At 71.7% G+C, this 22,934-nt stretch carries 25 protein-coding genes and 1 tRNA gene; 13 read left to right on the top strand and 13 right to left on the bottom strand.

Annotated elements, in window-relative coordinates:
• Positions 1-43 precede the first annotated feature (43 nt).
• Positions 44-1,243: a DUF3662 and FHA domain-containing protein gene (locus tag AB0G50_RS04720; protein ID WP_360102271.1), complete on the bottom strand. Its 1,200-nt coding sequence runs from the start codon at positions 1,241-1,243 to the stop codon at positions 44-46.
• 118 nt (positions 1,244-1,361) lie between these two features.
• Between AB0G50_RS04720 and AB0G50_RS04715 the strand changes: the two genes are divergently transcribed.
• A tRNA-Leu gene (locus AB0G50_RS04715) sits at positions 1,362-1,447 on the top strand.
• Positions 1,448-1,715: 268 nt separating this feature from the next.
• Here the strand turns inward: AB0G50_RS04715 and AB0G50_RS04710 are convergent.
• Together AB0G50_RS04710 and AB0G50_RS04705 are read right to left on the bottom strand one after the other, a co-directional pair.
• The gene (locus AB0G50_RS04710) at positions 1,716-2,699 is read right to left on the bottom strand and encodes a hypothetical protein (RefSeq protein WP_360102269.1); all 984 of its coding nucleotides are present in this window, start codon (positions 2,697-2,699) and stop codon (positions 1,716-1,718) included.
• Between the two features lie 37 nt (positions 2,700-2,736).
• Complete coding sequence (locus tag AB0G50_RS04705) at positions 2,737-3,474, bottom strand: hypothetical protein (RefSeq protein ID WP_360102267.1); 738 nt, start codon at positions 3,472-3,474, stop codon at positions 2,737-2,739.
• Positions 3,475-4,018: 544 nt separating this feature from the next.
• On the opposite strand from AB0G50_RS04705, the gene AB0G50_RS04700 reads away from it, so the two are divergent.
• The 4 genes from AB0G50_RS04700 to AB0G50_RS04685 all read left to right on the top strand — a co-directional run bounded on the left by AB0G50_RS04700 (position 4,019) and on the right by AB0G50_RS04685 (position 6,457).
• Positions 4,019-4,636: a hypothetical protein gene (locus AB0G50_RS04700; protein WP_360102265.1), complete on the top strand. Its 618-nt coding sequence runs from the start codon at positions 4,019-4,021 to the stop codon at positions 4,634-4,636.
• 15 nt (positions 4,637-4,651) lie between these two features.
• Positions 4,652-5,284, top strand: coding sequence for an NAD(P)H-binding protein (locus tag AB0G50_RS04695; RefSeq protein ID WP_360102263.1), 633 nt, complete (start codon positions 4,652-4,654; stop codon positions 5,282-5,284).
• Between the two features lie 354 nt (positions 5,285-5,638).
• Entirely contained in the window at positions 5,639-5,803 is a 165-nt protein-coding gene (locus AB0G50_RS04690; RefSeq protein ID WP_360102261.1) for a hypothetical protein, read from the top strand.
• Between the two features lie 3 nt (positions 5,804-5,806).
• Positions 5,807-6,457 (top strand): helix-turn-helix transcriptional regulator, encoded by a 651-nt coding sequence (locus AB0G50_RS04685; protein WP_360102259.1) that lies wholly within the window; start codon positions 5,807-5,809, stop codon positions 6,455-6,457.
• On the opposite strand, the gene AB0G50_RS04680 is transcribed toward AB0G50_RS04685, so the two are convergent.
• Positions 6,423-7,700 (bottom strand): D-arabinono-1,4-lactone oxidase, encoded by a 1,278-nt coding sequence (locus AB0G50_RS04680; RefSeq protein WP_360102257.1) that lies wholly within the window; start codon positions 7,698-7,700, stop codon positions 6,423-6,425. The genes AB0G50_RS04685 and AB0G50_RS04680 overlap by 35 nt on opposite strands.
• A 75-nt stretch (positions 7,701-7,775) precedes the next feature.
• Between AB0G50_RS04680 and AB0G50_RS04675 the strand changes: the two genes are divergently transcribed.
• Positions 7,776-8,963: an amino acid deaminase/aldolase gene (locus AB0G50_RS04675; protein ID WP_360102255.1), complete on the top strand. Its 1,188-nt coding sequence runs from the start codon at positions 7,776-7,778 to the stop codon at positions 8,961-8,963.
• Here the strand turns inward: AB0G50_RS04675 and AB0G50_RS04670 are convergent.
• Entirely contained in the window at positions 8,960-9,610 is a 651-nt protein-coding gene (locus AB0G50_RS04670) for a TetR family transcriptional regulator (protein WP_360102253.1), read from the bottom strand. The genes AB0G50_RS04675 and AB0G50_RS04670 overlap by 4 nt on opposite strands.
• Before the next feature lie 85 nt (positions 9,611-9,695).
• Between AB0G50_RS04670 and AB0G50_RS04665 the strand changes: the two genes are divergently transcribed.
• The 3 genes from AB0G50_RS04665 (at position 9,696) to AB0G50_RS04655 (ending at position 12,980) form a co-directional block, all read left to right on the top strand.
• The gene (locus AB0G50_RS04665) at positions 9,696-10,943 is read left to right on the top strand and encodes a GH1 family beta-glucosidase (protein WP_360102251.1); all 1,248 of its coding nucleotides are present in this window, start codon (positions 9,696-9,698) and stop codon (positions 10,941-10,943) included.
• A complete protein-coding gene (locus AB0G50_RS04660; RefSeq protein ID WP_360102249.1) occupies positions 10,940-12,175 on the top strand; it encodes an MFS transporter in 1,236 nt (411 codons plus the stop codon). Before AB0G50_RS04665 ends, AB0G50_RS04660 begins: the two co-directional genes overlap by 4 nt.
• A gap of 64 nt (positions 12,176-12,239) precedes the next feature.
• Positions 12,240-12,980 (top strand): SDR family NAD(P)-dependent oxidoreductase, encoded by a 741-nt coding sequence (locus AB0G50_RS04655; protein WP_360102247.1) that lies wholly within the window; start codon positions 12,240-12,242, stop codon positions 12,978-12,980.
• Positions 12,981-13,246: 266 nt separating this feature from the next.
• Here the strand turns inward: AB0G50_RS04655 and AB0G50_RS04650 are convergent, their stop codons facing one another.
• The gene (locus AB0G50_RS04650) at positions 13,247-13,612 is read right to left on the bottom strand and encodes a hypothetical protein (RefSeq protein WP_360102245.1); all 366 of its coding nucleotides are present in this window, start codon (positions 13,610-13,612) and stop codon (positions 13,247-13,249) included.
• 13 nt (positions 13,613-13,625) lie between these two features.
• Positions 13,626-13,940 carry a hypothetical protein gene (locus tag AB0G50_RS04645; protein ID WP_360102243.1) on the bottom strand — a complete coding sequence of 105 codons (315 nt, stop codon included), beginning with the start codon at positions 13,938-13,940 and terminating at the stop codon, positions 13,626-13,628.
• A gap of 276 nt (positions 13,941-14,216) precedes the next feature.
• On the opposite strand from AB0G50_RS04645, the gene AB0G50_RS04640 reads away from it, so the two are divergent.
• The 3 genes from AB0G50_RS04640 (at position 14,217) to AB0G50_RS04630 (ending at position 16,805) form a co-directional block, all read left to right on the top strand.
• A complete protein-coding gene (locus AB0G50_RS04640) occupies positions 14,217-15,539 on the top strand; it encodes a helix-turn-helix transcriptional regulator (protein WP_360102329.1) in 1,323 nt (440 codons plus the stop codon).
• Between the two features lie 14 nt (positions 15,540-15,553).
• Positions 15,554-16,441: an aminoglycoside phosphotransferase family protein gene (locus tag AB0G50_RS04635; RefSeq protein WP_360102328.1), complete on the top strand. Its 888-nt coding sequence runs from the start codon at positions 15,554-15,556 to the stop codon at positions 16,439-16,441.
• 91 nt (positions 16,442-16,532) lie between these two features.
• Entirely contained in the window at positions 16,533-16,805 is a 273-nt protein-coding gene (locus AB0G50_RS04630; RefSeq protein WP_360102241.1) for a hypothetical protein, read from the top strand.
• Between the two features lie 151 nt (positions 16,806-16,956).
• On the opposite strand, the gene AB0G50_RS04625 is transcribed toward AB0G50_RS04630, so the two are convergent.
• From AB0G50_RS04625 to AB0G50_RS04605, 5 genes are all read right to left on the bottom strand, one after another.
• A complete protein-coding gene (locus AB0G50_RS04625) occupies positions 16,957-17,979 on the bottom strand; it encodes a CopD family protein (protein WP_360102239.1) in 1,023 nt (340 codons plus the stop codon).
• Positions 17,976-18,521 carry a copper resistance CopC family protein gene (locus tag AB0G50_RS04620; RefSeq protein WP_360102237.1) on the bottom strand — a complete coding sequence of 182 codons (546 nt, stop codon included), beginning with the start codon at positions 18,519-18,521 and terminating at the stop codon, positions 17,976-17,978. The genes AB0G50_RS04625 and AB0G50_RS04620 overlap by 4 nt, the downstream gene beginning before the upstream one ends.
• Positions 18,518-19,258, bottom strand: a complete 741-nt coding sequence (locus AB0G50_RS04615; protein ID WP_360102235.1) for a YcnI family protein — start codon at positions 19,256-19,258, stop codon at positions 18,518-18,520. Before AB0G50_RS04615 ends, AB0G50_RS04620 begins: the two co-directional genes overlap by 4 nt.
• A 52-nt stretch (positions 19,259-19,310) precedes the next feature.
• Positions 19,311-19,847 (bottom strand): hypothetical protein, encoded by a 537-nt coding sequence (locus tag AB0G50_RS04610; protein WP_360102234.1) that lies wholly within the window; start codon positions 19,845-19,847, stop codon positions 19,311-19,313.
• Between the two features lie 67 nt (positions 19,848-19,914).
• Positions 19,915-20,337 (bottom strand): DUF6474 family protein, encoded by a 423-nt coding sequence (locus tag AB0G50_RS04605; RefSeq protein ID WP_360102232.1) that lies wholly within the window; start codon positions 20,335-20,337, stop codon positions 19,915-19,917.
• Positions 20,338-20,441: 104 nt separating this feature from the next.
• Between AB0G50_RS04605 and AB0G50_RS04600 the strand changes: the two genes are divergently transcribed.
• A complete protein-coding gene (locus tag AB0G50_RS04600) occupies positions 20,442-22,079 on the top strand; it encodes a TM0106 family RecB-like putative nuclease (RefSeq protein ID WP_360102230.1) in 1,638 nt (545 codons plus the stop codon).
• Positions 22,080-22,119: 40 nt separating this feature from the next.
• On the opposite strand, the gene AB0G50_RS04595 is transcribed toward AB0G50_RS04600, so the two are convergent.
• Positions 22,120-22,872 (bottom strand): SDR family NAD(P)-dependent oxidoreductase, encoded by a 753-nt coding sequence (locus AB0G50_RS04595; protein ID WP_360102228.1) that lies wholly within the window; start codon positions 22,870-22,872, stop codon positions 22,120-22,122.
• Between the last annotated feature and the right edge of the window lie 62 nt (positions 22,873-22,934).

Here is a 22,934-nt window from a genome sequence, read left to right as displayed (position 1 = left end):
TGTAACCGCTCCTGACTTGAGTGCCGACTACGCCTTCTCGGCCTCAGCCCTGGGTGCGGAAGACCAGCGAGGAGTGGCCGATGCGGACGACGTCGCCTTCCGCGAGTTGCCAAGTCTGCACTGGAGTGCCGTTCACCGTGGTGCCGTTTGTCGAACCGAGATCAGCGAGCATCGCACTGTGCCCGTCCCAGGTGATCTCCAGGTGCCTCCTGGAGACCCCCGTGTCGGGCAGTCGGAAGTCGGCCTCCTGGCCGCGACCCACGACGTTGCCGCCCTGCTTGAGGTTGTAGGTGCGGTTCGAGCCGTCGTCCAGGTGCAGCGTCGCGTTCAGCTGGCGAGGACCGGACTGGACGGCCGGAGGCGCGTAACCCGCGCCCGCGTCGCCGTAGCCCTGCTGGCCGTAACCCTGGTCGTAGCCGCCCTGCTGCTGGCCGGCGCCGTAACCCTGGTCGTAGCCCTGCTGGCCGTAGCCCTGCTGCTGGCCGCCGGCGTAACCCTGGTCGTAGCCCTGCTGGCCGTAACCCTGGTCGTAGCCCTGCTGCTGCTGTTGGCCGTAGCCCTGGTCGTAGCCGCCGCCCTGTTGCTGGCCGCCGGCGTAGCCCTGGTCGTAGCCCTGCTGCTGGCCGTAGCCCTGCTGCTGCTGGCCGCCGTAGCCCTGGTCGTAGCCCTGTTGGCCGTAACCCTGCTCGTAGCCCTGCTGCTGCTGGCCGTAGCCCTGCTGCCCTTGGCCCTGGCCGTAGCCACCCTGCGCGTAGGGGTCGTAGCCGGGCTGGCCCTGTCCTTGTCCGTAGCCGGGAGGCTGGCTCATGGATCCGTCTCCTGCAGTGCGAAGTGGTGCTGACCGTCGGCTGGCAACTTTCACGTCGGGGTCGACGGACGAGCTGGTTCGGAACTGACCGGTGTGCAGCGCGTCGGAGCGCTCCAAGGAGACTACGACGTCACCATAGGTATCCCATCCGCTCTCTTCGAGGTGCTCCCGGATGGAGTCCTCCAGCGGCTGGGTGATGCGTAGTTCATCCTGCCCGTCACCGGCAAGCCGATCGTGGTCCTGTGGACCCAGCAGGACCTTGAAGTGGTTCGGGGCGAGCAACCTCCCGCCCGCGAGCTCGCGGATGTTGCTCTCGGCCTCCCGCTGTAGGGCCTGGGCCACTTCCTGCGGGTGGACGTTCCCGCCGAACACACGGGCGAAGGAGTTGCCCACTATGCCTTCGAGACGGCGCTCGAAGCGCTGTACGAGGCCCACGGCAAACCCTCCGACTTCGGTCGACTTCCGGCCCCGATCGTATCTGGGGTCACGGACCGGTACACGGGCCGATTTGGAGACGCGTGAACGCGACTGCTAGGGTTCTCCTCGTCGCTCCGGGCGAGTGGCGGAATGGCAGACGCGCACGGTTCAGGTCCGTGTGTCCGAAAGGACGTGGGGGTTCAACTCCCCCCTCGCCCACCAGCATAGTGAGGCCTCGCGGTTCGCGGGGCCTCACTGGCGTTTCGGGACGGTGACGGTGCCCGTGCCTCTCCCCGTGTGGCCTGAACCACTCTTTCGGACTAGCGCCTCCGTCTCGTCGTGCGCCCGGCCGGCGGAACCCGGCGTGACCTGTTTGTGACATGCGTTACGTCGCCCCGGCGGGCGCCGGTATCGCCCGATCGGGCCTGACATCACGGGGCGTGCTCAACCGGCCACGCAATTCCCCGTTCGAGTGACCTTCGTCGCACCACTACTGCCCTCGCAGGTAGCGCTCACTCTGCGCTTCGCCCACCGGCGGCAGGTGCGGCAGGAGCCGGTCGAGGCTCGCGAGGCTGTCCAACCCGGCGGCGGAGAGGAGCGTCGTCACCGGCACCCGCTCCGCCAGACGCGCGGAGAGCCAGGTGTTCCGCAGCCGGGAAACCCGGATCGGCGGCGTGTCCTCGCGGCGGTGCGCACGGGCGAGAACGGTCGCCGTCAGGTTCTTCGTCCGCACGGCGTTGTGGCTGAAGAGGTATCCGGCGGCGGCGCCCTCCGCCAGTTCGGCGAGTTCGTCCTCCTCGGTGTGCCGGCAGACGACCAGCCGCTCCCGCCGCCCGACGACCGCCACCACGACGGCCCCGTTGCTCTCGGCGGTCCGGATGCCGGCCGTGCGCAGGCCGACGATCTCCTCCGCGGTCAACCCGCAGCCGAGGCCGAGCGCGAGGAGCAGTCGGCAGTCGAAGCGCAAGGCCTCGGTCGACTGGCTCCGCGCCCAGGACCAGAGGGCCCGTTGTTCCTCCGCCCGGTAGGGGCGGGAGCAGTCGGACGCGGACAGCGGGACGGGCTTGGCGCCGTCGACGCCGAAGATCGCTTCGGACAGCCTGCGCAGACGTGCCCGGTAGACCGAGCGGGTCTGCGGTTTCAGGTCTCCGCAACCCGTGTCGAGGAACCAGGCGACGGTGTCGGGCTCCGGCCAGGAACCCGGGTCGAGTCGGCGGTTGAGGTGGCAGTGCAGGGCCAGCCTCGCCACCACGAGCAGGAGTTCGGTCGCCTCTTGCGGAGTGCCAGGACCCGCTTTCCACACCAGGGCCCGCACGTCGTCCGCAACCAGGTTCCAGCGCCGGGGCGCGTGACGCGGGACGTAGTCCGCGATCCGCTGCCGGACCAGGCGCTGCGGCGAGTAGACGCCGGGCGCGAAGACGAGTCGCTCCCGGCCGTCCGGCGGGGGATTCGACTCAGGTCGGCGACTGGGCAAGGTGCTCCCCCGGTAGGCACGTGTCATGGGCGTCCGATCAAGTGGTCCGCCCGTCGTCCGCGGGTATCTGGCGCGCCGCGACGTACCACCCGTTCCTGGTCGCGACGACGGTGCCGTCCTTCACCAGGGCCTTCAGCGTCTGGTCGATCGCGCGTGATGTCGTTCGCAGGGTTTTCGCCAGATCCCGCGGTCGCCAGGCCCGCTGGTCCTGCTGGAGCACCGACACCACGTCCCGCCGAACCCCGGAGGTGCCGGTCGCCAGTCGGTACGCGCCGGCGCGCGGCTTCCCGTCGTCGAGCCGCACGACCAGTCCCCTGTCGCGCAACTTCCGGAGGATCTGGCCGAGTGTGTGCTTGTCCGTGCCCGGAAACCGTTGTTGCAGCGCCGTCGACGTCCACGTCCCGTCCGGCTTGGAGTTGATCACCTCGATCACCCTCGCGGTCATCGTCCGGTCGTCCGCGCGGTTGCGGGCCTTCGGCGGCGTCCGGCGGGTGGGCCGGGAAGGTGCGCGTGCGGGCAGGGCCGGCTCGAACGCTTTGTCGTCCGAGGCCCCGAGTTCCGTTCGCACGGCGTCGAGACGGGTGGCTTTCGTCCGTTTCGCCTCGGCCAAAGCCATCAGTTCGTCGGCTTTCGCGGTCAGTTCGTCGGCTTCGCGGAGCGTGCGGCGCATCTCCTCCTCCAGCGCTTCGAGCAGGTTCCCGGTGGCGGATTTCGGGTTCTTCGATCTCACGGGGCTGCAACGTAATGCCTGGATCAGGCCGGGGTAGGCCGTCACGAGCGGTTCACGCGAAGGAAGGGATGCCGGACCGCGACGGGATGATTTCCGCATTCCGACGGGATTTCGCGGCCCTCGGGCCGGCATGGGTGCGGTCGGTGCGCGGCTGGTCGCCCGTTCGGGGGTAGTCGGCGGTGGGGTGGGTTGGCAGGGGTGGGGCAGGGGAAGTCCTTGAGCGGCCGTTCGGTGGCTCTGTCGGCGAACGGTCGGTGGAAGGCGGTCGGTCGGTCTGGTGCGGCGAGCGGTCGGTCGGGGAGGGTTCTGTTCGGGGTTCCGGGTGGGTTCGGGGGTTGTTCCAGGCGTCGGAAGCACACTCTGAGCACGAGTTTTGGTCTGCACCGCCGGTCGTTGTCACCCGGACGGCAGCATCGTCGGACTGAACTCCGCTTACCGCGGTTCGACCGGTTACCGACCGGTCGACGCCGTCGATCGCAGGAGCCCGGTCGGGCCGCCGGCGTGGGCGTTCCCACCTGGTACGCCTTATCCAGAGCACGAGTCGAAGCACGGCGGGCCGCCCCGCCGAGCCTGCCGAGGAGGCCCTGGCGTGAGCAGCACACCAGCACGGATCGCGGACACCGACGACGCCAGGGCGCAGTCGACGATCGCGGTTCCCGTTCCCGAACTGCCCGGCTCCGTCGAGGAGCTGGCTGCCGCGGCGGCCGACCGCCTCGGCTGGCACGGGGTCGTGCTGCCCGAGATGGTGCTCATGGGGCGCAAGGTCGTCGTCGTGGCCGAACTGCTCGCCGACGCGCACGCCGAGCGGGTGTGCCTGGGCGCGGCTCCCGAGTCCGACCGCACGACCGTCAGCACCTGGGTGTGGCCGGAGATGGACGGGCGCGTGCCGCCCGCCGCCATCCGCATCGTCGGCGTCCTGGCCGTGGCACGGCACTGGCGCACCGCGCTGGCCTCCGCGGTCCCCTTCGCCCGCTTCGGCAACGCCGCCGCCGTGCTGCCCACCTCGGTCGCCTTCACCCACGACTACCTCGCCAATTGCCTCCCGCGCGTGCGCCGCTACGGCGTCTCGGTGCTGCTCGCCGACGACGACCGCGCGCTGACCACCGACGTGGCCGGCCGCAACGAGTGCGTCCCGGTCGAGGACACCGCCACCACCCGCTGGGTGAACGAGCTCGTGTACGAGCAGGTGCTGGCCTCCGCCGTGTGACCTACCGTGGCCGTCATGCGACTCGTGATCGCCGGCGGCCACGGCGCCATCGCCCTGCACGTCACCCGACTGCTCGCGGCCAGGGGTGACGCGATCACCTCCCTCGTGCGCAACCCGGACCACTTCGCCGACGTCTCCGCGGCCGGCGGCGTCCCGGTGCACTGCGACCTCGAGACGACCGACGCCCCCGCCGTCGCCGAGTACCTGACGGGCGCCGACGCGGCGCTGTTCGCGGCCGGCGCGGGGCCGGGCAGCGGCGCGGCCCGCAAGGACACCGTCGACCGGGCGGCCGCCGTGCTGTTCGCCGACGCGGCGACCGAGGCGGGCGTGTCCCGGTTCCTCCAGATCAGCGCGACCGGCCTGGACCGCGAGACCGGCGACGAGGTGTTCGACGCCTACCTCCGCGCCAAGGCCGCCGCCGAGGACGACCTGCGCCGCCGCGCGCTGGCGTGGACCGTCCTGCGCCCGGGTCGCCTCACCGACGACCCGCCGACCGGTCGCGTGCAACTCGCCGAAACCCCGCTGCGCGGCTCCGTGCCGCGGGCCGACGTGGCCGCCGTTCTGGTGGCGCTGCTCGACCACCCGTCGACCGCGCACCACACGTACGACCTGATCGCCGGCGACGTGCCGATCACCGATCTGTTCTGACCCGGTGATCGATCGCCGAATCGTCTTGGACGGATTTGGACGGCGTCCACCAGGCGTGACGGCACTTGAGCGGCCGTGTGGCGGGGAAATTCCGTTGCGTGGAAGCGCAATTGCTTGGACGAATTTGCACGGCCGGAGGAGGAATCCCGCGCCCGGCGCTTGGGCGTGGTGTCCGTCGATGTCAGGATGGTGCGGTCCCGGTCGCCGGGTTTCACCGAATACCGGCGCCACTCCGCGGTAATCGCACCAGGAAGAGACATGTCGTACAACGCATCCCGTGGTATTCCCCGACCCCGCCGGCAATGCGCGTCGAATCGACGGGCCGTCACCGTCGCGGAAACGATTCTCGTCGCCGTGGTGCTCATGTTCGTCGCCTGGTCGTCGGCGACCGGCCGCACGCTCGCGGACGCGGTGTGGACGGCGTCGGCCGTGGTCGGGTTCGTGCTGGTGGCGGCCCGGGTGGAGCCGGCGGGCACCCGGGACCTGGTGGGCCGGCTGGTCGGCCCGCGGGAGGGGTGACGGGTGGCCGGGGACGACCGGACGCCCGTCGACCTGTTCCACCGGGCCGTCCTGCGGCTGTTCACGGTCAAGCGCGCCGGGTCGCCCGTCGAACTGATCGACGCGCTCGACCGCCGGCGGCTGTTGCCGTGGGGCACCTACGCGACGTTGGTGTTCGAACTCGACACGACCGTCGAGGAGCGGAAAGCGCTCAGATCGGCGTGGGACGTCGCGTTCCGCACGAGTCCGGTGGTCGCTCGACTGGTCGACCGGGACGACCGGTCGGCGCTCACACCGGTGAACCCGGTGCTCGACTCCGAATTGCAGGCCACCGATCCCGCCGGTTTCACCGCGCTGCTCAAGGTGATCCAGGTCAGGTCCGGGTTGACGCCGGCACGGATCGGCGTGCTGACCGGGATTTCGCGCAGTCAGGTCTACTCGATGCTCTCCCGCGGCACGCTGCCGTCCAAACCCGGGCAGGTGGTGGCGCTGGTCGAGGCGTGCGGGTTGTCGCACGCCCAGGTCCGGCGGGTGATGGCGCTGTGGAGCGAGTTGCGGTGGCGCGGCCGGTTCCACTTCGCGGACGGCGTGGTGTTCGCGTCCGAGGAACCCGGGCCGCGCCGGCTCGCCGGGCTCGCGTTCAGCCCAGGACCCGCTCCAGGTGGGCGTTGGTGAACTTGCGGGTCGGGTCGACGGCGTCGCGCACCCGGCGGAAGTCGGCGAAGTGGGGGTAGCGGGGCTCGAGGTCCGCGGCGGTCAGGGTGTGGATCTTGCCCCAGTGCGGACGGCCGCCCACCGCGGTGGCGATGTCCTCGAAGGTCTTGAAGTACTGCTCGTGCGGCATGCCCAGGTACTGGTGGACGGCGATGTAGGCGGTGTCCCTGCCGTGGGCGGTGGACAGCCAGATGTCGTCGCCCTGTGCCACCCGCACCTCCACCGGGACGATGACGCCGTGGTGCAGGGACGCGACCGCGCGGCGGAGTTCGGTCAGCACGGCGTGCAGCGACTCGCGCGGGACGGCGTACTCCGATTCCACGAAGCGCACCCGGCGCGGGGTGACGAAGACGCGGTGCGAGACGTCCGAGTAGACGCGTTCCGAGATCAGCGAGCCGCACAGTCGGTTCAGCCGGGCGGTGAGCGGCGGGAACGTCCGGGCGGTGCGGCAGACCAGACCGAACGCGGCGTTCTCCATCACCTCGTACTCGTAGAAGTGCCGGAACCGGGACAGCGGGCGCGGCTGCTCGTCCACCCTGTTGTTGCGCTTCACGATCACCTGGTCGCCGTGCGGGAACCAGTGGAACTCGACGTGGTCCTCCACCGACGTCCAGTGGTCGAACTCCTCCAGCACCTCCTCGAGCCTGCCCGGCGTCTCCCGCGCGTGCAGGACGAACGACGGCACGCAGCGCAGCGTCACGGTGGAGATCACGCCCAGCGCGCCCAGACCGACCCGGGCGGCGGCGAACAGGTCGGGGCGCTCGGTGGCCGAGCAGCGGGCCACCGACCCGTCGGCGAGCACCAGTTCCAGCGCCACCACCAGGGTCGCCAGGCCGCCGAGCTTCGCGCCCGTGCCGTGGGTGCCGGTGGACAGCGCGCCCGCGATGGTCTGCGCGTCGATGTCGCCCAGGTTGGCCATGGCCAGGCCCAGCGTGTCCAGCAGTGCGTTGAGCTGCCGCAACGGGGTGCCCGACCGCACCGTCACGAGGTTGCCGGACACCTCGACCACGCCGGTCCACCCGTCGAGGTCCAGGGCGACGCCCGGCGCGACGGCGATGGCGGTGAACGAGTGGCCGCTGCCCCGGGGGCGCACGGCGGACGCACCCGAGACGGCGGCCGCGATCCCGTCGAGGCTGGTCGGGTGCTCGACCCGGTGCGGGTTCGCGGACGCGGTGCGCGCCCAGTTCGTCCACGGCGTACCCAAGACCCAACACCTCCGTTGTGACGGGATCCCCGCACCGTAGGTGAAACGTATTCACCTTTCAAGTACGGTGACCCCATGCAGCACCGAACCCGGCTCGACGCCGCGACCAAGGGGCTCGAAGCCCCGTTCGCGATAGTCGACCTGGACGCCTTCGACCACAACGCGGCGGACCTGGTGCGCCGCGCGGGCGGGAAGCCGATCCGGGTCGCGAGCAAGTCCGTGCGGGTCCGCGCGCTGGTGGAACGAGTGCTGGCCCACCCCGGTTACGCCGGACTCATGTGCTTCTCGCTGCCCGAAGCCCTCTGGCTGTCCGACCGGGACACCGCCGAGGACCTGCTCGTCGCCTACCCCACCGTCGACCACACCGCGCTGCGCGAACTCGCGGCCGACCCCAAGGCACGTCGGCGCGTCACGATCATGGTCGACTCGACCGCGCACCTGGACCTCGTGGACGCCGCCCTCGGGCCCGACCACCCCGACATCCGGGTGTGCCTGGAGCTGGACGTCTCCTGGCGCCCGGCGCCCGGTCTGCACGTCGGACCGCGCCGCTCGCCCGTGCACACCGCGGCCCAGGCGGGCAGGCTCGCCAGGGCCGTCGTGGCACGGCCGGGGTTCGCGCTGGTCGGGGTCATGGCCTACGAGGGCCAGATCGCGGGGCTCGGCGACGCGCCGCCCGGACGTCCGCTGCGCGCCGCGGCACTGCGGTGGATGCAGCGGCACTCGGCGCGGGAGCTGGTGGAACGCCGGACCGCGGCCGTCGCGGCGGTGCGGGCGGTGGCGGACCTGGAGTTCGTCAACGGCGGTGGCACGGGCAGCCTGGAGTCCACCGCGGCCGACCCGTCGGTCACCGAGCTGGCCGCCGGGTCCGGGCTGATCGGGCCGACCCTGTTCGACGGCTACCGGCACTTCCGCCCGCAGCCCGCCGTGCTGTTCGCGCTGCCGGTCGTGCGCCGTCCGACGAAGACCGTCGCGACGCTGTTCTCCGGCGGCTACGTCGCCTCGGGCACCGCGACCGCGGACCGCCAGCCCACCCCGTACCTGCCGCACGGCCTGAAGTTGCTGCCGCTGGAAGGCGCCGGCGAGGTGCAGACGCCCGTCACCGGCAAGGCCGCGGCCGGGCTCGCGCTGGGGGACCGGGTGTGGTTGCGGCACGCCAAGGCGGGCGAGTCGGCCGAGCGGTTCACCCACTACCACCTGGTGCGCGGCGACGTGGTGGAGGACGTGGTGCCGACCTACCGCGGCGAGGGCCGCTGCTTCGGCTAGTCCGGCAGCCGGGTGGACAGGTAGCCCCTGACCAGTGCCTTCGCCTCGTCCAGGATGCGCTGGTCGCCCGCCGGGTCGCGCCGGAACGCCAGGTTCAGCACGCCGTCCGCCGCCTCCACGGCGATCGAGATCGGCAGGTGGATGTCGGCGAGCGGGATGTCGAACTTGGTCGAGATCATCTCCGAGATGCGGTCGGAGATGACCGTGTTGTTGTCCCTGCGGTCGTCCAGCAGGCGCAGGTCGACGACGTCGCCGAAGTGCAGCTTGCTGAACGCCGGCACCTCGCGGTGCATCGACACGTAGACGTCGAAGATCGAGTCGACGGCGTCCCACCAGTGCTCCAACGTGGTGGACGTGAACTTGCTGTCGACGGTCAGCACGAACTTCTCCAGGTTGCGCAGCGTCAGCGCCTGCACGACGGCCCGCTTGTCCGGGAAGAACTGGTACAGGGAACCGACGGCGACCCCGGCCCGCTCGGCGATGAGCGTCGTGGTGACGCCGTCGTAGCCGACCTCCTCGATGAGGGAGGCGCAGGCTTCGAGCATCCGTTCGACGCGCTTGGCACTGCGCTGCTGCACCGGCTGTCGGCGCAGCGGGGTCGTACTGGTCACGGCGACTCCATGCGTTTCGGTGGTCGGGGACTTCATAGTGCCCGGTCGGCCGCCGTCGTACTTCCCAGTCGAGCACAACACGCCTACTATCCGAATCTCTTTCGCGTTTTGGGAGGCTCTGGTGACCCTGCCCGACCGGTTCCTGTGGGGTGTGTCCACATCCGCGTTCCAGATCGAGGGCGCGTTCGCCGAAGGAGGGCGCACACCCTCGGTGTGGGACCGGTTTCCGGTGCACGAGGGCCAGGACGCGTCGGTCGCGTGCGACCACTACCACCGGTACCGGGAGGACGTCGCGCTGCTGCGCGACCTCGGCGTCGGGGCCTACCGGTTCTCCGTGGCGTGGCCCAGAATTCAACCGTTCGGGCGAACCTCGGAAGGGCTCGACTTCTACGACCGACTGGTGGACGAACTGGTCGCCGCCGGCATCGCGCCCGTCGCCACCCTCTACCACTGGGATACCCCGCTGGCCCTCGAGGAAGCCGGGGGATGGCTGAACCGGGACACCGCGCACCGGTTCGCCGAGTACGCCGCCACCGTCGCCGACCGCCTCGCCGACCGGGTCGCGCTGTGGATCCCCGTCAACGAACCCGCGATGCTCACCCTCCAGGGCTACGCCGTGGGTCAGCACGCGCCCGGCAAGGCGCTGCTCTACGACGCGCTGCCCGTCGCGCACCACCTCAACCTCGCGCACGGGCTCGCGGTGTCCGCGCTCCGCTCGGCCGGTGCGCGCGCCGTCGGCACCGCCAACAACCACACCCCCGCCTGGCCCGCGACACCCGACCCGGCCGACGTGGCCGCCGCGCAGGCCTACTCCGCCGTGCACAACCTGCTGTTCTCCGACCCCGTGCTGACCGGGCGCTACCCGGACGCGCTCGCCGACCGCTTGCCGATCCTGGACGGCGATCCGGCGATCGTCTCCGCGCCGCTCGACTTCTACGGCGTCAACTACTACAACCCGACCCGGCTGCGGGCACCGTCACCGGGCAACCCGCTGCCGTTCGAGCTGGTCGACATCACCGAGCACCCGCTCACCGGGTTCGGCTGGCCGGTCGTCCCCTCCGGGTTGACCGAGGTCGTCACGTGGCTGCGCGACCGGTACCCCGACCTGCCGCCGGTCTACGTCACCGAGAACGGGTGCAGCTTCCCGCACGCCGCCGACGACACCGACCGGGTCGACTACCTGTCCGCGCACGTCGACGCCGCCCTCGAAGCCGGGGTGCGCGGGTACTTCGTGTGGTCGGTGATGGACAACTTCGAGTGGGAGGCCGGGTACTCGCAGCGGTTCGGCCTGGTGCACGTCGACTACGACACCGGGGTCCGCACGCCGCGCGCCTCCTACCACTGGTACCGCGATCGGATCGGCCGATGACCGCCCCGTCCGCGGACACCGCCCTCGCCGAACCGGTCGTGCCGGTCCGGCGCTCCTGGATGACCTGGCTGTTCCTGGCCAACCTCGGGCTGTGGCTCGGCATCTACGCGCCCATCCAGGTGCTGCTGCCACAACAGGCCGCCGACCTCGGCCCCGGCGCCAAGGAAGCGGTGTTCGGGCTGGTCACGGGAGTGGGCGCGATCGTGGCCCTGGTCGCCAACCCGCTCATCGGGTTGTCCTCGGACCGCACCACCTCGCGGTTCGGCAGGCGGCACCCGTGGACGCTGCTCGGCGCCCTGCTCGGCGCGTCCGGACTCGTGGTGCTCTCGATCGCGCCGTCCGTGCCGGTCATGACCCTCGGCTGGTGCCTCGTGCAGGCCGGTTTGAACGGCATGCTCGCGTCCCTCACCTCCGCCGTGCCCGACCGGGTGCCCGTGCGGCAGCGCGCCCAGGTCGGCGGGCTCGTCGGGGTCAGCCAGATGCTCGGCACCGTCCTCGGCGCGGTCCTGGTGACCGTCGTGGTGTCCGGGCTCGTCGCCGGCTACCTCGCGTGCGCGGTCGTCGTGGTGGCGGGCGCGCTGCTGTTCGTGCTGGTCACGCCCGACGCGCGGCTGCCGCCCGCGCACCGGCCCGCGTTCCGGGCCGCCGACCTGTGGGTCTCGCCGCGCCGGCACCCCGACTTCGCCTGGGCGTGGGCCACCCACTTCGCGATCAACCTCGGCAACGCGTTCGGCACCCTCTACCTGCTGTACTTCCTCGCCGACGAGGTGCACCACCCGTCGCCCGAGGACGGGCTCCTCGTGCTGATGCTGCTCTACGGGGTGGCGCTGGCGGGCGGCGCGTTCGTCGTCGGACCGTGGTCGGACCGGATCGGGCGGCGCAAACCGTTCGTCCTCGCCGCGTCCGGCGTCATGGGGTTCGCCGCGCTGCTGCTGGTCGTCTGGCCGACGTGGCCCGCCGCCCTCGTCGCCGCGCCGCTGCTCGGCGTCGGGTTCGGCGGGTACTGGGCGGTGGCGCTCGCGCTGCTCACCCAGGTGCTGCCGGCCGCGTCCGACCGGGCCAAGGACCTCGGCGTCGTCAACATCGCCAACTCGTTGCCGCAGGTGGTGGCACCGTTGCTGACCACGTTCGTCCTCGCCGGACTGGGCGGCTACCGGGGGCTGTTCGCGGTGTCCGCCGCCGCGACCCTGCTCGCCGCCGTGCTGGTGACCCGCGTCCGCTCCGTCGCCTGAAGCCGCCCGAAGTCGCCCGAAGTCGCCCGAAGTCGCCCGAAGTCGCCTGAACGGGGAGAACCGCTTGCCCACCGTCCTGATCACCGGCGCGTCCCAGGGCATCGGCCTCGCCACCGCCCGACTGTTCGCGGCACGCGGCGCGCACGTCGTGCTGGTCGCCCGCACCGCCTCGAAGGTCGACCTGCCCGGCGCGACCGCCCACGACGTCGACCTCGCCGACCCCACCGCGATCGCCGACCTGGTCGCCGCCGTGCCCACGCCCGACGTGCTGGTGAACAACGCGGGCGTCGGGCGGTGGCTGTTCCTCGAGGACACGCCCGTCGAGGAGCTCGCGACCATGGCCGCGCTGCCCTACCTCGCCGCGCTGCACGTCACCCGCGGGTTCCTGCCCGGGATGCTCGCGCGCGGCAGCGGGCACGTCGTCACCGTCAACTCGCCCGTCTCCCGCATCCCGATCCCCGGCGCGGCCGGCTACACCTCGTCCCGGTACGCGCTGCGCGGACTCGCCGCGGCACTGCGCCTCGACCTGCGCGGAACCGGCGTCGGCGCGTCCGAGGTCGTGCCGGGGAAGGTGTCGAGCAACTACTTCGCCAACAACCCCGGCGCGGAGGAGCGGATCCCGCTCGTCGCCCGGCTCATCCCCACCGTGTCACCCGAACGGGTGGCGGAGGAGATCGTCCGGGCCGTCGCCCGGCGCCGCGCGGAAGTGGTGTTCCCCTGGCAGCTCAAGGCGTTCGAGGTCGCCGGGCGGCTGTTCCCCGGCGTGACCCGGTACCTCACCTGGAGGACCGGCGCGCGCCGCTGACGTGGATACGGCCCCGATTGCCTGTGCGGGAGGGACAGGCAATCGGGGCCGACGTGGTGCCCGCGGACCGGTGCCGGTCGGGGAGGGAGGTGCACAGCACCGGCCCGCGGATGTCTTCTGTTGTGCCCGCCGGGTGTGAGCCGGTGGGTATGACCTGGCCGACGGTCCGTTCGTCGCGGTCGGGGGTTCGCTCGTCCCGGACCGCCGGCCAGTAGGCGGGTGATCGAGCCTGTCGCGTCGGGGGAACGACAGGTCGGTACCGCCCGTTAGTGGGCTCGGAGCACAGCCGCGGCTCGACGACTCCGGGTGACAGGAGGGGTCACCGGTGCCGAGCGCAGGTGCCGAGCCGGGCGCGGGGCCAAACCGCCCGCGACCAGGTGTTCGTACGCGGCGCGCCACACCGAGCAGGGGCTCTTCTGCTGCCGCCAACGACCGGAGCACTCGGGGCAGTTGCCCTTGTCGTCCGGTTCGTGCGCGGCGAGCAGCGCCCGCCACCCCTCGGTCAGCCGAGGGAGCTCGGATCGTGCCACCGACAGGAGGGACGGGGCGTCGGCCTCGTTGGCCAGCTCGGTGAGCAGGTCCAGCCGTTCCCACACCGCGTTGCGAAGAACTTGTCCGAGGATCTCGTCCACCGAAACGTCACCGTCACCTTTCCGCCTGCTCGGCGGCTTCACGTAGCGCAGCCCTGAGCTGTACGAGTTGGTCTGCCGACAGCACCGCCGTCTCGCCGGGAGGACCGACCAGGACCACACGGCCCCGGTCGACCAGCACGGTGAGGCAGCGCTCCCGGTCGACCACGTCACTGCAACGGATCCGCCACGAGCGACGTTGCCCGGTCGAGCCGCGCCATCCGGAGTCGAGGTCGGTCGACTCCCGGACGGACAGGGGAGCGGAGGGGGACACAGCCGTGGCGACCGCGGAGGCCGGTACCGCAGGCACCGCCCGTTCGATCAGGTCCACAACCAGGTTCCTCTCCGTACTCACTCGCTTACCGGAACCTAGATTGCGATGATTCAACCCGGATCGGGGCGGCGCAGCGTTGGCCGGTACCCGTTCCACGGTAAGCGGTCACCGGAGTTCGGCAGAGCCGATCAGCCTCGCCGATCGGTACTTCTCGCAGTCGGGGGAGTGCCCTTACTCTGCGGTTGACGCCCGAAGGACTGTGAGGGGGCGCAATTGAACACCATCGGTTCGTCAGGCTCTCCTGTTACACCCGAAGTGTGGGATCAGCAGGAGATGCGGGACGCGCTGGCCAGGCGCGAGATCAGCTCGGTGTACCGGCTGCTCCGACGGCACGGCGTGTCCCAGCGCCAGATAGCGGCGCTCACGGGCCAGTCGCAGTCCGAGGTCTCGGAGATCCTCAAGGGACGTCAGGTCATGGCCTACGACGTCCTGGCGCGGATCGCCCAGGGCCTGGGTGTCCCCAGGGGATACATGGGCCTCGCCTACGACGAGGCCACGGCAGTGAGGGTCGCCGCCTCGGCGGAGACACCTCATTCGGAGGAGGACGAGTCGGTGAAGCGTCGGAAGTTCCTCGCGCACGCCGCCGCCATCACTGTTGGCGCGGCCGTGTTCGGTACGGACTCCGGTTCGTGGGCGTCCTCGCCCGCGCAGACCCCGGCACCCGGGCGCATCGGCATGACCGACGTCCGCCAGGTCGAGGCCGCGACGAGGGCTCTGCGCACGCTGGACTACCAGTACGGCGGCGGTTCGTGCCGGGACGCGGTGGTCGCACAGCTGTCGTGGGGGCAGCAGATGCTCGGCGCGAACGCGACCGACCTGGTGAAGGAGCGCCTCTACGTCGCCCTCGCCGACCTGCACAACCTGGCCGGCTGGACGTCGTTCGACACCGGTCTGTACGACTCCGCGCGCAACCACTTCGGCCAGGCCCTCGGGCTGGCCAAGCAGGGTCGCAAGGAGGAGCTGGTCGCGAACATCCTCTACCGGATGGGTCGCGTCTACCTGCACCAGAACGCGCCGGACGACGCGCTCAAGGTGTTCCAGCTCGGCCAGCTGGCCGCGCAGAACTCCGGTTCCGAACTGGCCGTCGGCATCCTGTGCGCCAACGAGGCGTGGGCCTACGCGAAGATGGGCAGCGACCACCAGGCGCTCAAGCTCCTGGGTCGAGCGCGCGACGAGTTCGCCCGCGCCAACATCGGCGAGGCGCCCGCGTGGGCCAAGTTCTTCGACAGCAACGACCTGTCGGCGATGATCGGCACCGTGCACACCGAGCTGGCCCAGACGGTGGACGTCAAGTACACCCGCACGGCCATCCCGGCGCTGTCCAAGGCCATCAGCGGGTACGGCGAGGACATGAGCCGGAGCAGGTCGTTCAACCTCACGTCGTTGTCCATCAACCACCTGCTGGACGGCGACATCGACCACGGCGCCCGCATGGGCCGGCAGGCCATCGACCTCTCGGAAGGCCTGAAGTCGGTGCGCACCAAGGACCGCATGAAGCCTCTCCAGTACGAGGCGGAGAAGCGCCGCAACAACCCCGAAGCCCGTGAGCTGGCCGACCGCGTCGCCAAGTTCACCGGCAGCGACAGCGCGGCTTGATCGCGGGAGTCGGCCTGGACGGCAGGTTCACCCCCGCCGCGCTGACCGCCGTGCTGGAGCGGTTGTGCGCAGATCTGGGCCTTTCGCACCGCGACGCGCGGCTCGTGAAGTTCACCAGCAACGCCGTGTTCGACCTGCCGTCCGAGGGTGTCGTGGTGCGCATCGTCGGGTCCATGGCGCTGCGGCACCGGGCGCGCAAGGTGGTCGACGTCGCCCGCTGGCTCGCCTCGCACGAGGTGCCGGCGGTGCGCCTGGTCGACGTGCCGCAGCCGTTGGCCGTCGGCGAGCACCTCGCGACCCTGTGGCACACCGTGCCGTCCACCGGGCGCGCGGTCGACGGCCGTGACCTGGGCCGGGTGTTGCGCGCGGTCCACGCCCTGCCGCCGCCCACGTTCGCCCTGCCGCACTGGGCGCCGCTGGACGACGTGCGCCGGCGCATCCTCGACGCCGAGGAGCTGTCCGCGTCGGACCGGGCGTTCCTGGAGGAGCGCTGCGCCGCCCTGGACTCGCGGCTGAGGTCGCTGGAACCCGCGCTGCCCGTCGGCGTGGTGCACGGCGACGCCCACCTGGGCAACCTCATCCCGTCCCCCGACGGGCCCGTGATCTGCGATTTCGACTCCACCAGCATCGGTCCCCGGGAGTGGGACCTCAGCACCCTGCCGGTCGGCGTCGCCCGCTTCGGCCACCCGGCCCGGTGGCACCGGCAGCTGGCCCGCGAGTACAAGTTCGACGTGACGCGGTGGCCCGGGTTCGGCGTGCTGCGCGACGTGCGCGAGCTGAAGCTGACCACCAGCGTGCTGCCCATCATGCGGAGCCACCCGCACGTGGGTCCGGAGCTGCGGCGTAGGTTGCAGGCGTTGCGTGCGGGCGACACCACGACGCCGTGGTCCCCGTACCGTTGACGGTCGTAACACCGGGGACGTGGAATCCGACTGACGCCGTGACGGGTTTCGCCGGTCGGGGTCTTGTGGCGAGGTGCGCGTGATCGAAAAGATGCTCGGAGTCAGGCGCAGGCGCGCACTCAAGTCCGCCCGCATGCTGGACGAGGTCGTGGACACCCAGCTGCCGCTGCTGGCGTCGTTCGACGAACCGCGCCGCCGCCGTTCGGCGGACTACCTGGCGGAACTGGTGAAGCTGGCCCAGGACTACCGCTACTACGCCAACGGCTGGATCGACTCCCGCGAACTCGACCGCCGAGGCCGCGTGACGATGGCCACCCTGACGCGGATGCGCGAGGACCCGACCGCCCACCTCACCGCCGACTAGCCCGTTCGGTCTGCAACTCACCGCACCGAACGGTCCACTCACCGACGCGCCCTGCGCGTGCACTCTGCGCATTTTTGCGGAGGCCGCCGATCGGTGATCGGCTGTCCGCGGCGGTCGAGCGGCGGCGCGGACCGGCGTCGGGCCGAGACCCTCAGGTGACCGACGCGCGGGACAGCACGACGGCCAGGCCGAAGGCGATGCCCATCACGACCAGTTCCACCGTCGCCCACGCCACCACGGCGGTCGTCCTGTGGGCCGCGATGTGCGGCAGCAGGCGCCACCGGATGTTGGCTCCCAGCAACGCCAACAGGCCCGCGCACACGAACTTCCCCACCAGCACCAAGCCGTACGAGGTGGTGAACAGGGAACCCGGCAGGGGGTTCACCGGGTTCAGCGCCAACTCCAGCAGCCCGTTGAACAACCCCGTCACCGACACCAGGACCAGCGACACCGTCGCCAGTGTCGAGAACTTCGGCAGCGCGTCCGCCAGCAGCGCCTTCCGGTGCGCCACCAGCACGATCAGCGCCAGCAGGCCCCCGGTCCACGCCGCCGCGCCCAGCACGTGCAGCTCCATCGAGATCATCGAGTAGTCGTGGTACTTCCAGTTCGACGCGTGCCCCGTCACCGGCAGCGGCAGCAGGCCGAACATCGCGACCAGGATCCGCAGCTCCGCCGGGACCGACTCGCCGCGGCGCACCGCCATGATCCCGATCCACACGTACAGCAGCGCGCACACGGCGCTGAACAACAAGCCTTGTCCCGCACCGACCTTCTGCACGTAGTCGGCGACCGAGGACAGCGTCACCGGCACGTCCGGACGCGTCTCGTAGGCGCGCATCGCCAGCGACACCAACGCCGTCACGACCCACACCGCGGCCGCGATCACCGCCGCCGGTCGGGCCACGCGCATCACCGGCTCGGTCGCCGCGGGCCGGGAGAAGCCGAGGAGTTTCGGCAGCAGCGACAAGCCGACGACCGCCGTCGCCGACAGGTCCAGCAGCGTGCGCACCACGTGCTGGGCGAACTGGACCACCACCCCCGCCTCGGCGACGCCGACCGACTCGGCCGGTGCGTTCGACAAGGTCAGCGCCAGCACGACGCCGAGCAGGCCGCCGCCGAACAGGCCGACTGCCGCCCAGTGCCGGCTGGTGGGGGTGGTGGTCCGGTTCGTCATCTCCCGGCGTTCTCCTTCGGTCCCTTGAGCGCGAAGTACACGCCGCCGCCCAGCAGCACGACCGCGCCCGCGATCCACACCCAGATCGGCACGCCGCCGTCCGACTCCGGCGAGGACGACTCGGCCGGCGCCGCCGTGGCGGTCGCCGGGGTGCCGGTGCCCGCCTTGGTGAGGGTGAACTTGAGCGTGCCCGTCACCGGGTGGCCGTCCGCGGACAGGATCCGGTAGCCGACGGAGTACTCCGCGGCCGGACCCAGCGGGCGGACCGGGAAGGTGACCGAGTTGTTCTTCACGGTCGGCTCGCCGTCACCCTGCCACTGGGTGCTGTCCGGTCCCGTCACGGTGATCGTGTTGAACCGCTCGCCCGCCTGCACCGGCTGGTCGAACGTCAACGTGATCTCCGCGGGACCGGCGTCGAGCGACGCGCCGTCCTTCGGGGTGCTGTCCACCAGCACGTTGTGCGCGAGCGCGGTGCCCGCCGTGCCGAGCGCCAGCCCGCCCGCGACCAGCGCGGCGAGCGCCAGGGAGACGACGCGCTTCATGCCGACGGCTTGGTCGTGCGCCGCGACTTCAGCACCGCGCCCGCGCCGAAGCCCAGGCCCAGCGCGCCGACCACGAGGCCGGCGCCGGCGAGCCAGCGCGCGGTGGAGTCGTTGCCGTTGATCGTCACGCCGTTGTGCGTGTCGTCGGCGGCGGCGGTGGCGGCCGAGTCGTGGTGGTCGTCGGTGTCCGACGTCTTCGCGACCAGCTTCAGCACCGGCGCCGGGTGCTCCGGCTCCTCGGCGCCCGCGGCGGCCGGCGCCGCGTTCCAGTCCACGACCTCGCCGCTGGAGTACGTCTGCTTCGTCGGCAGCAGCAGCTTGTCGGTGTTGTCCGGCAGCGGGCCGACGGAGATGTCGAACTCGTTGAACTGGCCCGGTTCGATCCGCACGCCCGCGTCGGCCGTCCACACGACGGTCCGCACCGCCTCGGTGACCTCGCGGCCGTGGCTGTTGACCGGCTTGTCGAGCTTCGCCTTGATCGCCTCGACCTTCCAGCCGGCGGTCGGCTTGGTGCTGACCGACGCCAGCGGGTACTCGGCGGGCAGGGTCAGCTCGAGCTTCACGGTGCCCGCGTCGGGGCGCTCGTTCGGCACCCGCAGCGTCACCTTGGCGTACCCGCCCTGGGTGGCGGGCGCGGTGGTGTTGGCGGTGACGTGCGCGGACGCGAGGCCGGCGGTGGTCAGCGCGAGGAACGCGGCGGTCGCGAGCACGGCGCCGCCCTTGGCGAGCGTGCGCACGCCAAATCGATGTGTCGACATGGAGTTGTGGCTCCTGATGGCCAGAGGGGGTTTAGGGGACTCGGGTGCTCAGGAGTACGGGCGGTCCCCGCCGGCCGTTCACGCGCCGCAACAGCACCTCGACGCACGTGCCCACGACCGTGACGACTACGGGCGCGGCGGCCGGCCGGGTCGCGGGACGGGGTGGCGCGAGCACCGGCACGAGCGTGCGCACCGCCGAGACCAGCGCGGACAGCGCCGTGTCGGCCCGGGCCAGCAGCAGACCGGTGAGCAGCGCGGCCGCCACGTGCGCGGCGGTCATCGCGGTCGGGTCGAACTGCGGCACGTGCGCCGGGTGGAACCCGAGGTTCAGCAGCGCGTGCTGACCCAGTTGGGCGACGCCCAGAGCGGTGAGCATGGTCCACGGGTTGCGGACCCGTTCGGACAGCGCCGTGCAGCCGAAGGCGATCAGCAGCGTCAACGGCAGCGCGGGTACGACATCGCCCAGCTCACCACCGGCCGCGCCATGTGCCGCGACGGTGAGTGACAATGACGTGACGGCCAGTAGCACACCGCGCGCGAAGCGGGTGGGAGCCGGCCGTCTGGTCACGGAACAGAGAGTAGGAGACGCGGACCCGCGCGCGTAAGGCGCTCCAGCCTCCGGGACCCCCAGTGGTCTAGGCCACACCCAGTCGCTTGAGCAGTTCCGACTCCAACGCGCCCAAATCGGCGTCCACCGCGCGGTGCGCCGCACGCCGACGCGACGTCGGCATCCGCTCCGCCGCCTGCACGGCCGCCGCGAGCTGCGCCAACCGCTCGTTCGCGACCCGCGCGAACTCCGCGTCCCGAACCTCCTCGAGCGCCTTCGCGAACCCCGCGATCCGGGCGTGCAACCGCGCGCCCTTGCCGGAGTACCGGGCCAACTCCGCCACCGGCACACCCAGCCGCCTGGCCCGGAAGACGTCGTAGCGGTCGCTCACCAGCGCCGCCGCGCGCACCGCCAACGGCGCGACGACCGGGATCAGCGCCGGCGCCACCACCTTCGCCACGCCGACGAGGTTCTTCGCCCGGCCCGGCGTCAACCGCTGCCTGCCCGCCATGACCCACCTCCTTGTCCGCACCCTAGGCCCGATCGGGCAAAAGATCGATTCCGGCACCGCAGGTTGCGCGTACAACAGTCGGCCGTCCGGCATAGGCTCTACCGGTGACTTCCCAGGTGCAGCTCGACGCCGGCGTGGTCACTCGTTGCCGGCGGCGGGTGCACCTCGAGAACGACCCCACGATGTACGAGACGCCCAAGGCTCCCCCGGATCCGACCGGCGTGCAGCGCAAGGCCGACGCCACCGGCCACCGCCGCGCCGTCGCGGACGCCCTCGGCCGGGTCGTCGGGTCCGACCTCCTGGAGGTGCCGGCCGACGCGCCCACCGCCGACCGCGAGCGCGTGACCACGGCCGCCATGGAGTCCGGGGTGCGCTACATCTGGGGCGCCGCCCTGCCCCGCGACCCGCTCGGCGGCCGGCGTGGCGGCATCGACCTGCTCGTCCGCACCGACACCGGGTACGTGCCGATCCTCGTGGTGCGGCACAAGGTCACCGACCCCGGCCACGGCGCCCGCACCTCACCGCTCGCCTCGCCGCTGCCCGCCGGCGCGCGGACCGACCCGCTGCGCAAGGTCCGGCCCCAGCCGCGCGACCAACTCCGCCTCGCGCACGCCCAGCGGCAGCTCCAGGCCTCCGGGTTCGCCGCGACCGGCCGGGCCACCGGCGGTGTCGTCGGCATGGACGCCGACGTCGTCGTCTGGCACGACCTGGAGTCGCCGACCTGGCCCGCGTCGCGCACCGCCCTGTCCGAGTACGACTCGCGGTTCGCCGACCGGCTCGCCGTCGCGACCGCGGCGGCCACCGGCGCCGAACCGCTGGCCAGGCCGTCCCGGATCGTGGAGTGCCGCAGCTGCCCGTGGTGGCCGGTGTGCGAGGTCGACCTGCGCACCTCGAGAGACGTCAGCCTGGTCGTGCGCGGCGAGGACGCCGCCGCCCTGCGCAAAGTCGGCGTGTGCACCGTGGACGACCTCGCCGCCCTCGACCCCACCGCGTCCCCGGTCGTCCCGCTGGTCGGGATGCCCTACCCCGACGCGGTGATCCTCGCCCGGGCGTGGCTGCGCGACCTGACCGTGGTGCGCCGCGTCGCCCGGATGGACGTGCCGCGGGCCGACGTCGAGGTGGACGTCGACATGGAGAGCTTCGGCGACCTCGGCGCGTACATGTGGGGCTGCTGGCTCTCCGGCGCCGACGTCGGCCAGGAGCACGGCTACCGCGCCTTCGCCACGTGGGACCCGCTGCCGTGCGACGACGAGGCCCGCTCGTTCGCCGAGTTCTGGGGTTGGCTCGCCGACGTCCGCGCGACCGCCCGCGCCCGCGGCCTCACGTTCCGCGCGTACTGCTACAACGAACTGGCCGAGAACCGCTGGCTGCTGGGCTCCGCCGACCGCTTCAAAGGCCGACCCGGCATCCCGACGACGGGCCGGGTGCGCGAGTTCATCGGGTCCGACGAGTGGGTCGACCTGTTCGGCATCGTGCAGAACCAGTTCCTCTGCGCGCACGGCAAGGGCCTCAAGACCATCGCGCCCGTCGCGGGCTTCCGCTGGCGAGACCCGGAGGCGGGCGGCGAGAACTCCATGCGCTGGTACCGCGACGCCGTCGGCCTCGACGGGCAGCGGCCGGACCCCGACCAACGCCGCCGACTCCTCGAGTACAACGAGGACGACGTCCGCGCCACCCACGCCCTGCGCGACTGGATGACCTCCGACGCGATGGCCGAACTCCCCTTCGCGGGCGACCTCTGAGCGCCCGCGGACGCCCGGCGCGTCCGCGGGCCCGGGTCGACTAGCGGGGCGCCATCCGCAGCGCGCCGTCCATCCGGACGACCTCGCCGTTGAGGTAGTCGTGGTCCACGATCGCCAGCGCCAGCTTCGCGAACTCCTCCGGCAGCGCCAACCGCTTCGGGAACGGCACACCCGCCGCCAGACCCGCGCGGAACTCGTCCGACACCGTCGCCAGCATCGGCGTGTCCACGATGCCCGGCGCGATCGTCATCACCCGCACGCCCACCGACGACAGGTCGCGCGCGGCCGGCAGCGTCATCCCCACCACCGCCGCCTTCGAGGACGCGTACGCCACCTGGCCGATCTGGCCGTCGTACGCCGCGATCGACGCCGTGTTGATCACCACGCCGCGCTGGCCGTGCTCCAGCGGCTCGGTCTTCCCGATCGCCGCCGCCGCCAGCCGCAGCACGTTGAACGTGCCCACCAGGTTGACGTCGATCACCTTGCGGTACAGGTCGAGCGGGTGCGGACCGGACTTGCCGACCGTGCGCGTCGACGGCCCGATGCCCGCGCAGTTCACCACGATCCGCAGCGGCTCGCCCGAGCCCGCCGCCGTGTCCACCGCGGCCTGCACGTCCTCCTCGGACGTGACGTCCGCGGCCAGGTACGTGACGCCCTCGACGGGAGGCGCGCCGTCGACCGAGATGTCCAGCGCGAACACCTTCGCGCCCGCCGCGGCCAACGCCCTCGCCGTCGCACCGCCAAGACCGGACGCGCCGCCGGTCACGATCGCCGCGGTTCCCGAGATCTGCATCAGTCCTCCTCGACCTGTTGCCCAGGAGGTTAACGCTCGTTCAGCCGCGGCGGTCGGAGTAG

This window comes from Actinosynnema sp. NPDC020468 (genome assembly GCF_040642015.1).
In the GTDB taxonomy this organism is placed as follows: Bacteria; Actinomycetota; Actinomycetes; order Mycobacteriales; family Pseudonocardiaceae; genus Actinosynnema.
Note: the sequence above shows the minus strand (reverse complement) of the source record. Positions and strands in the feature narration are given on the sequence as shown.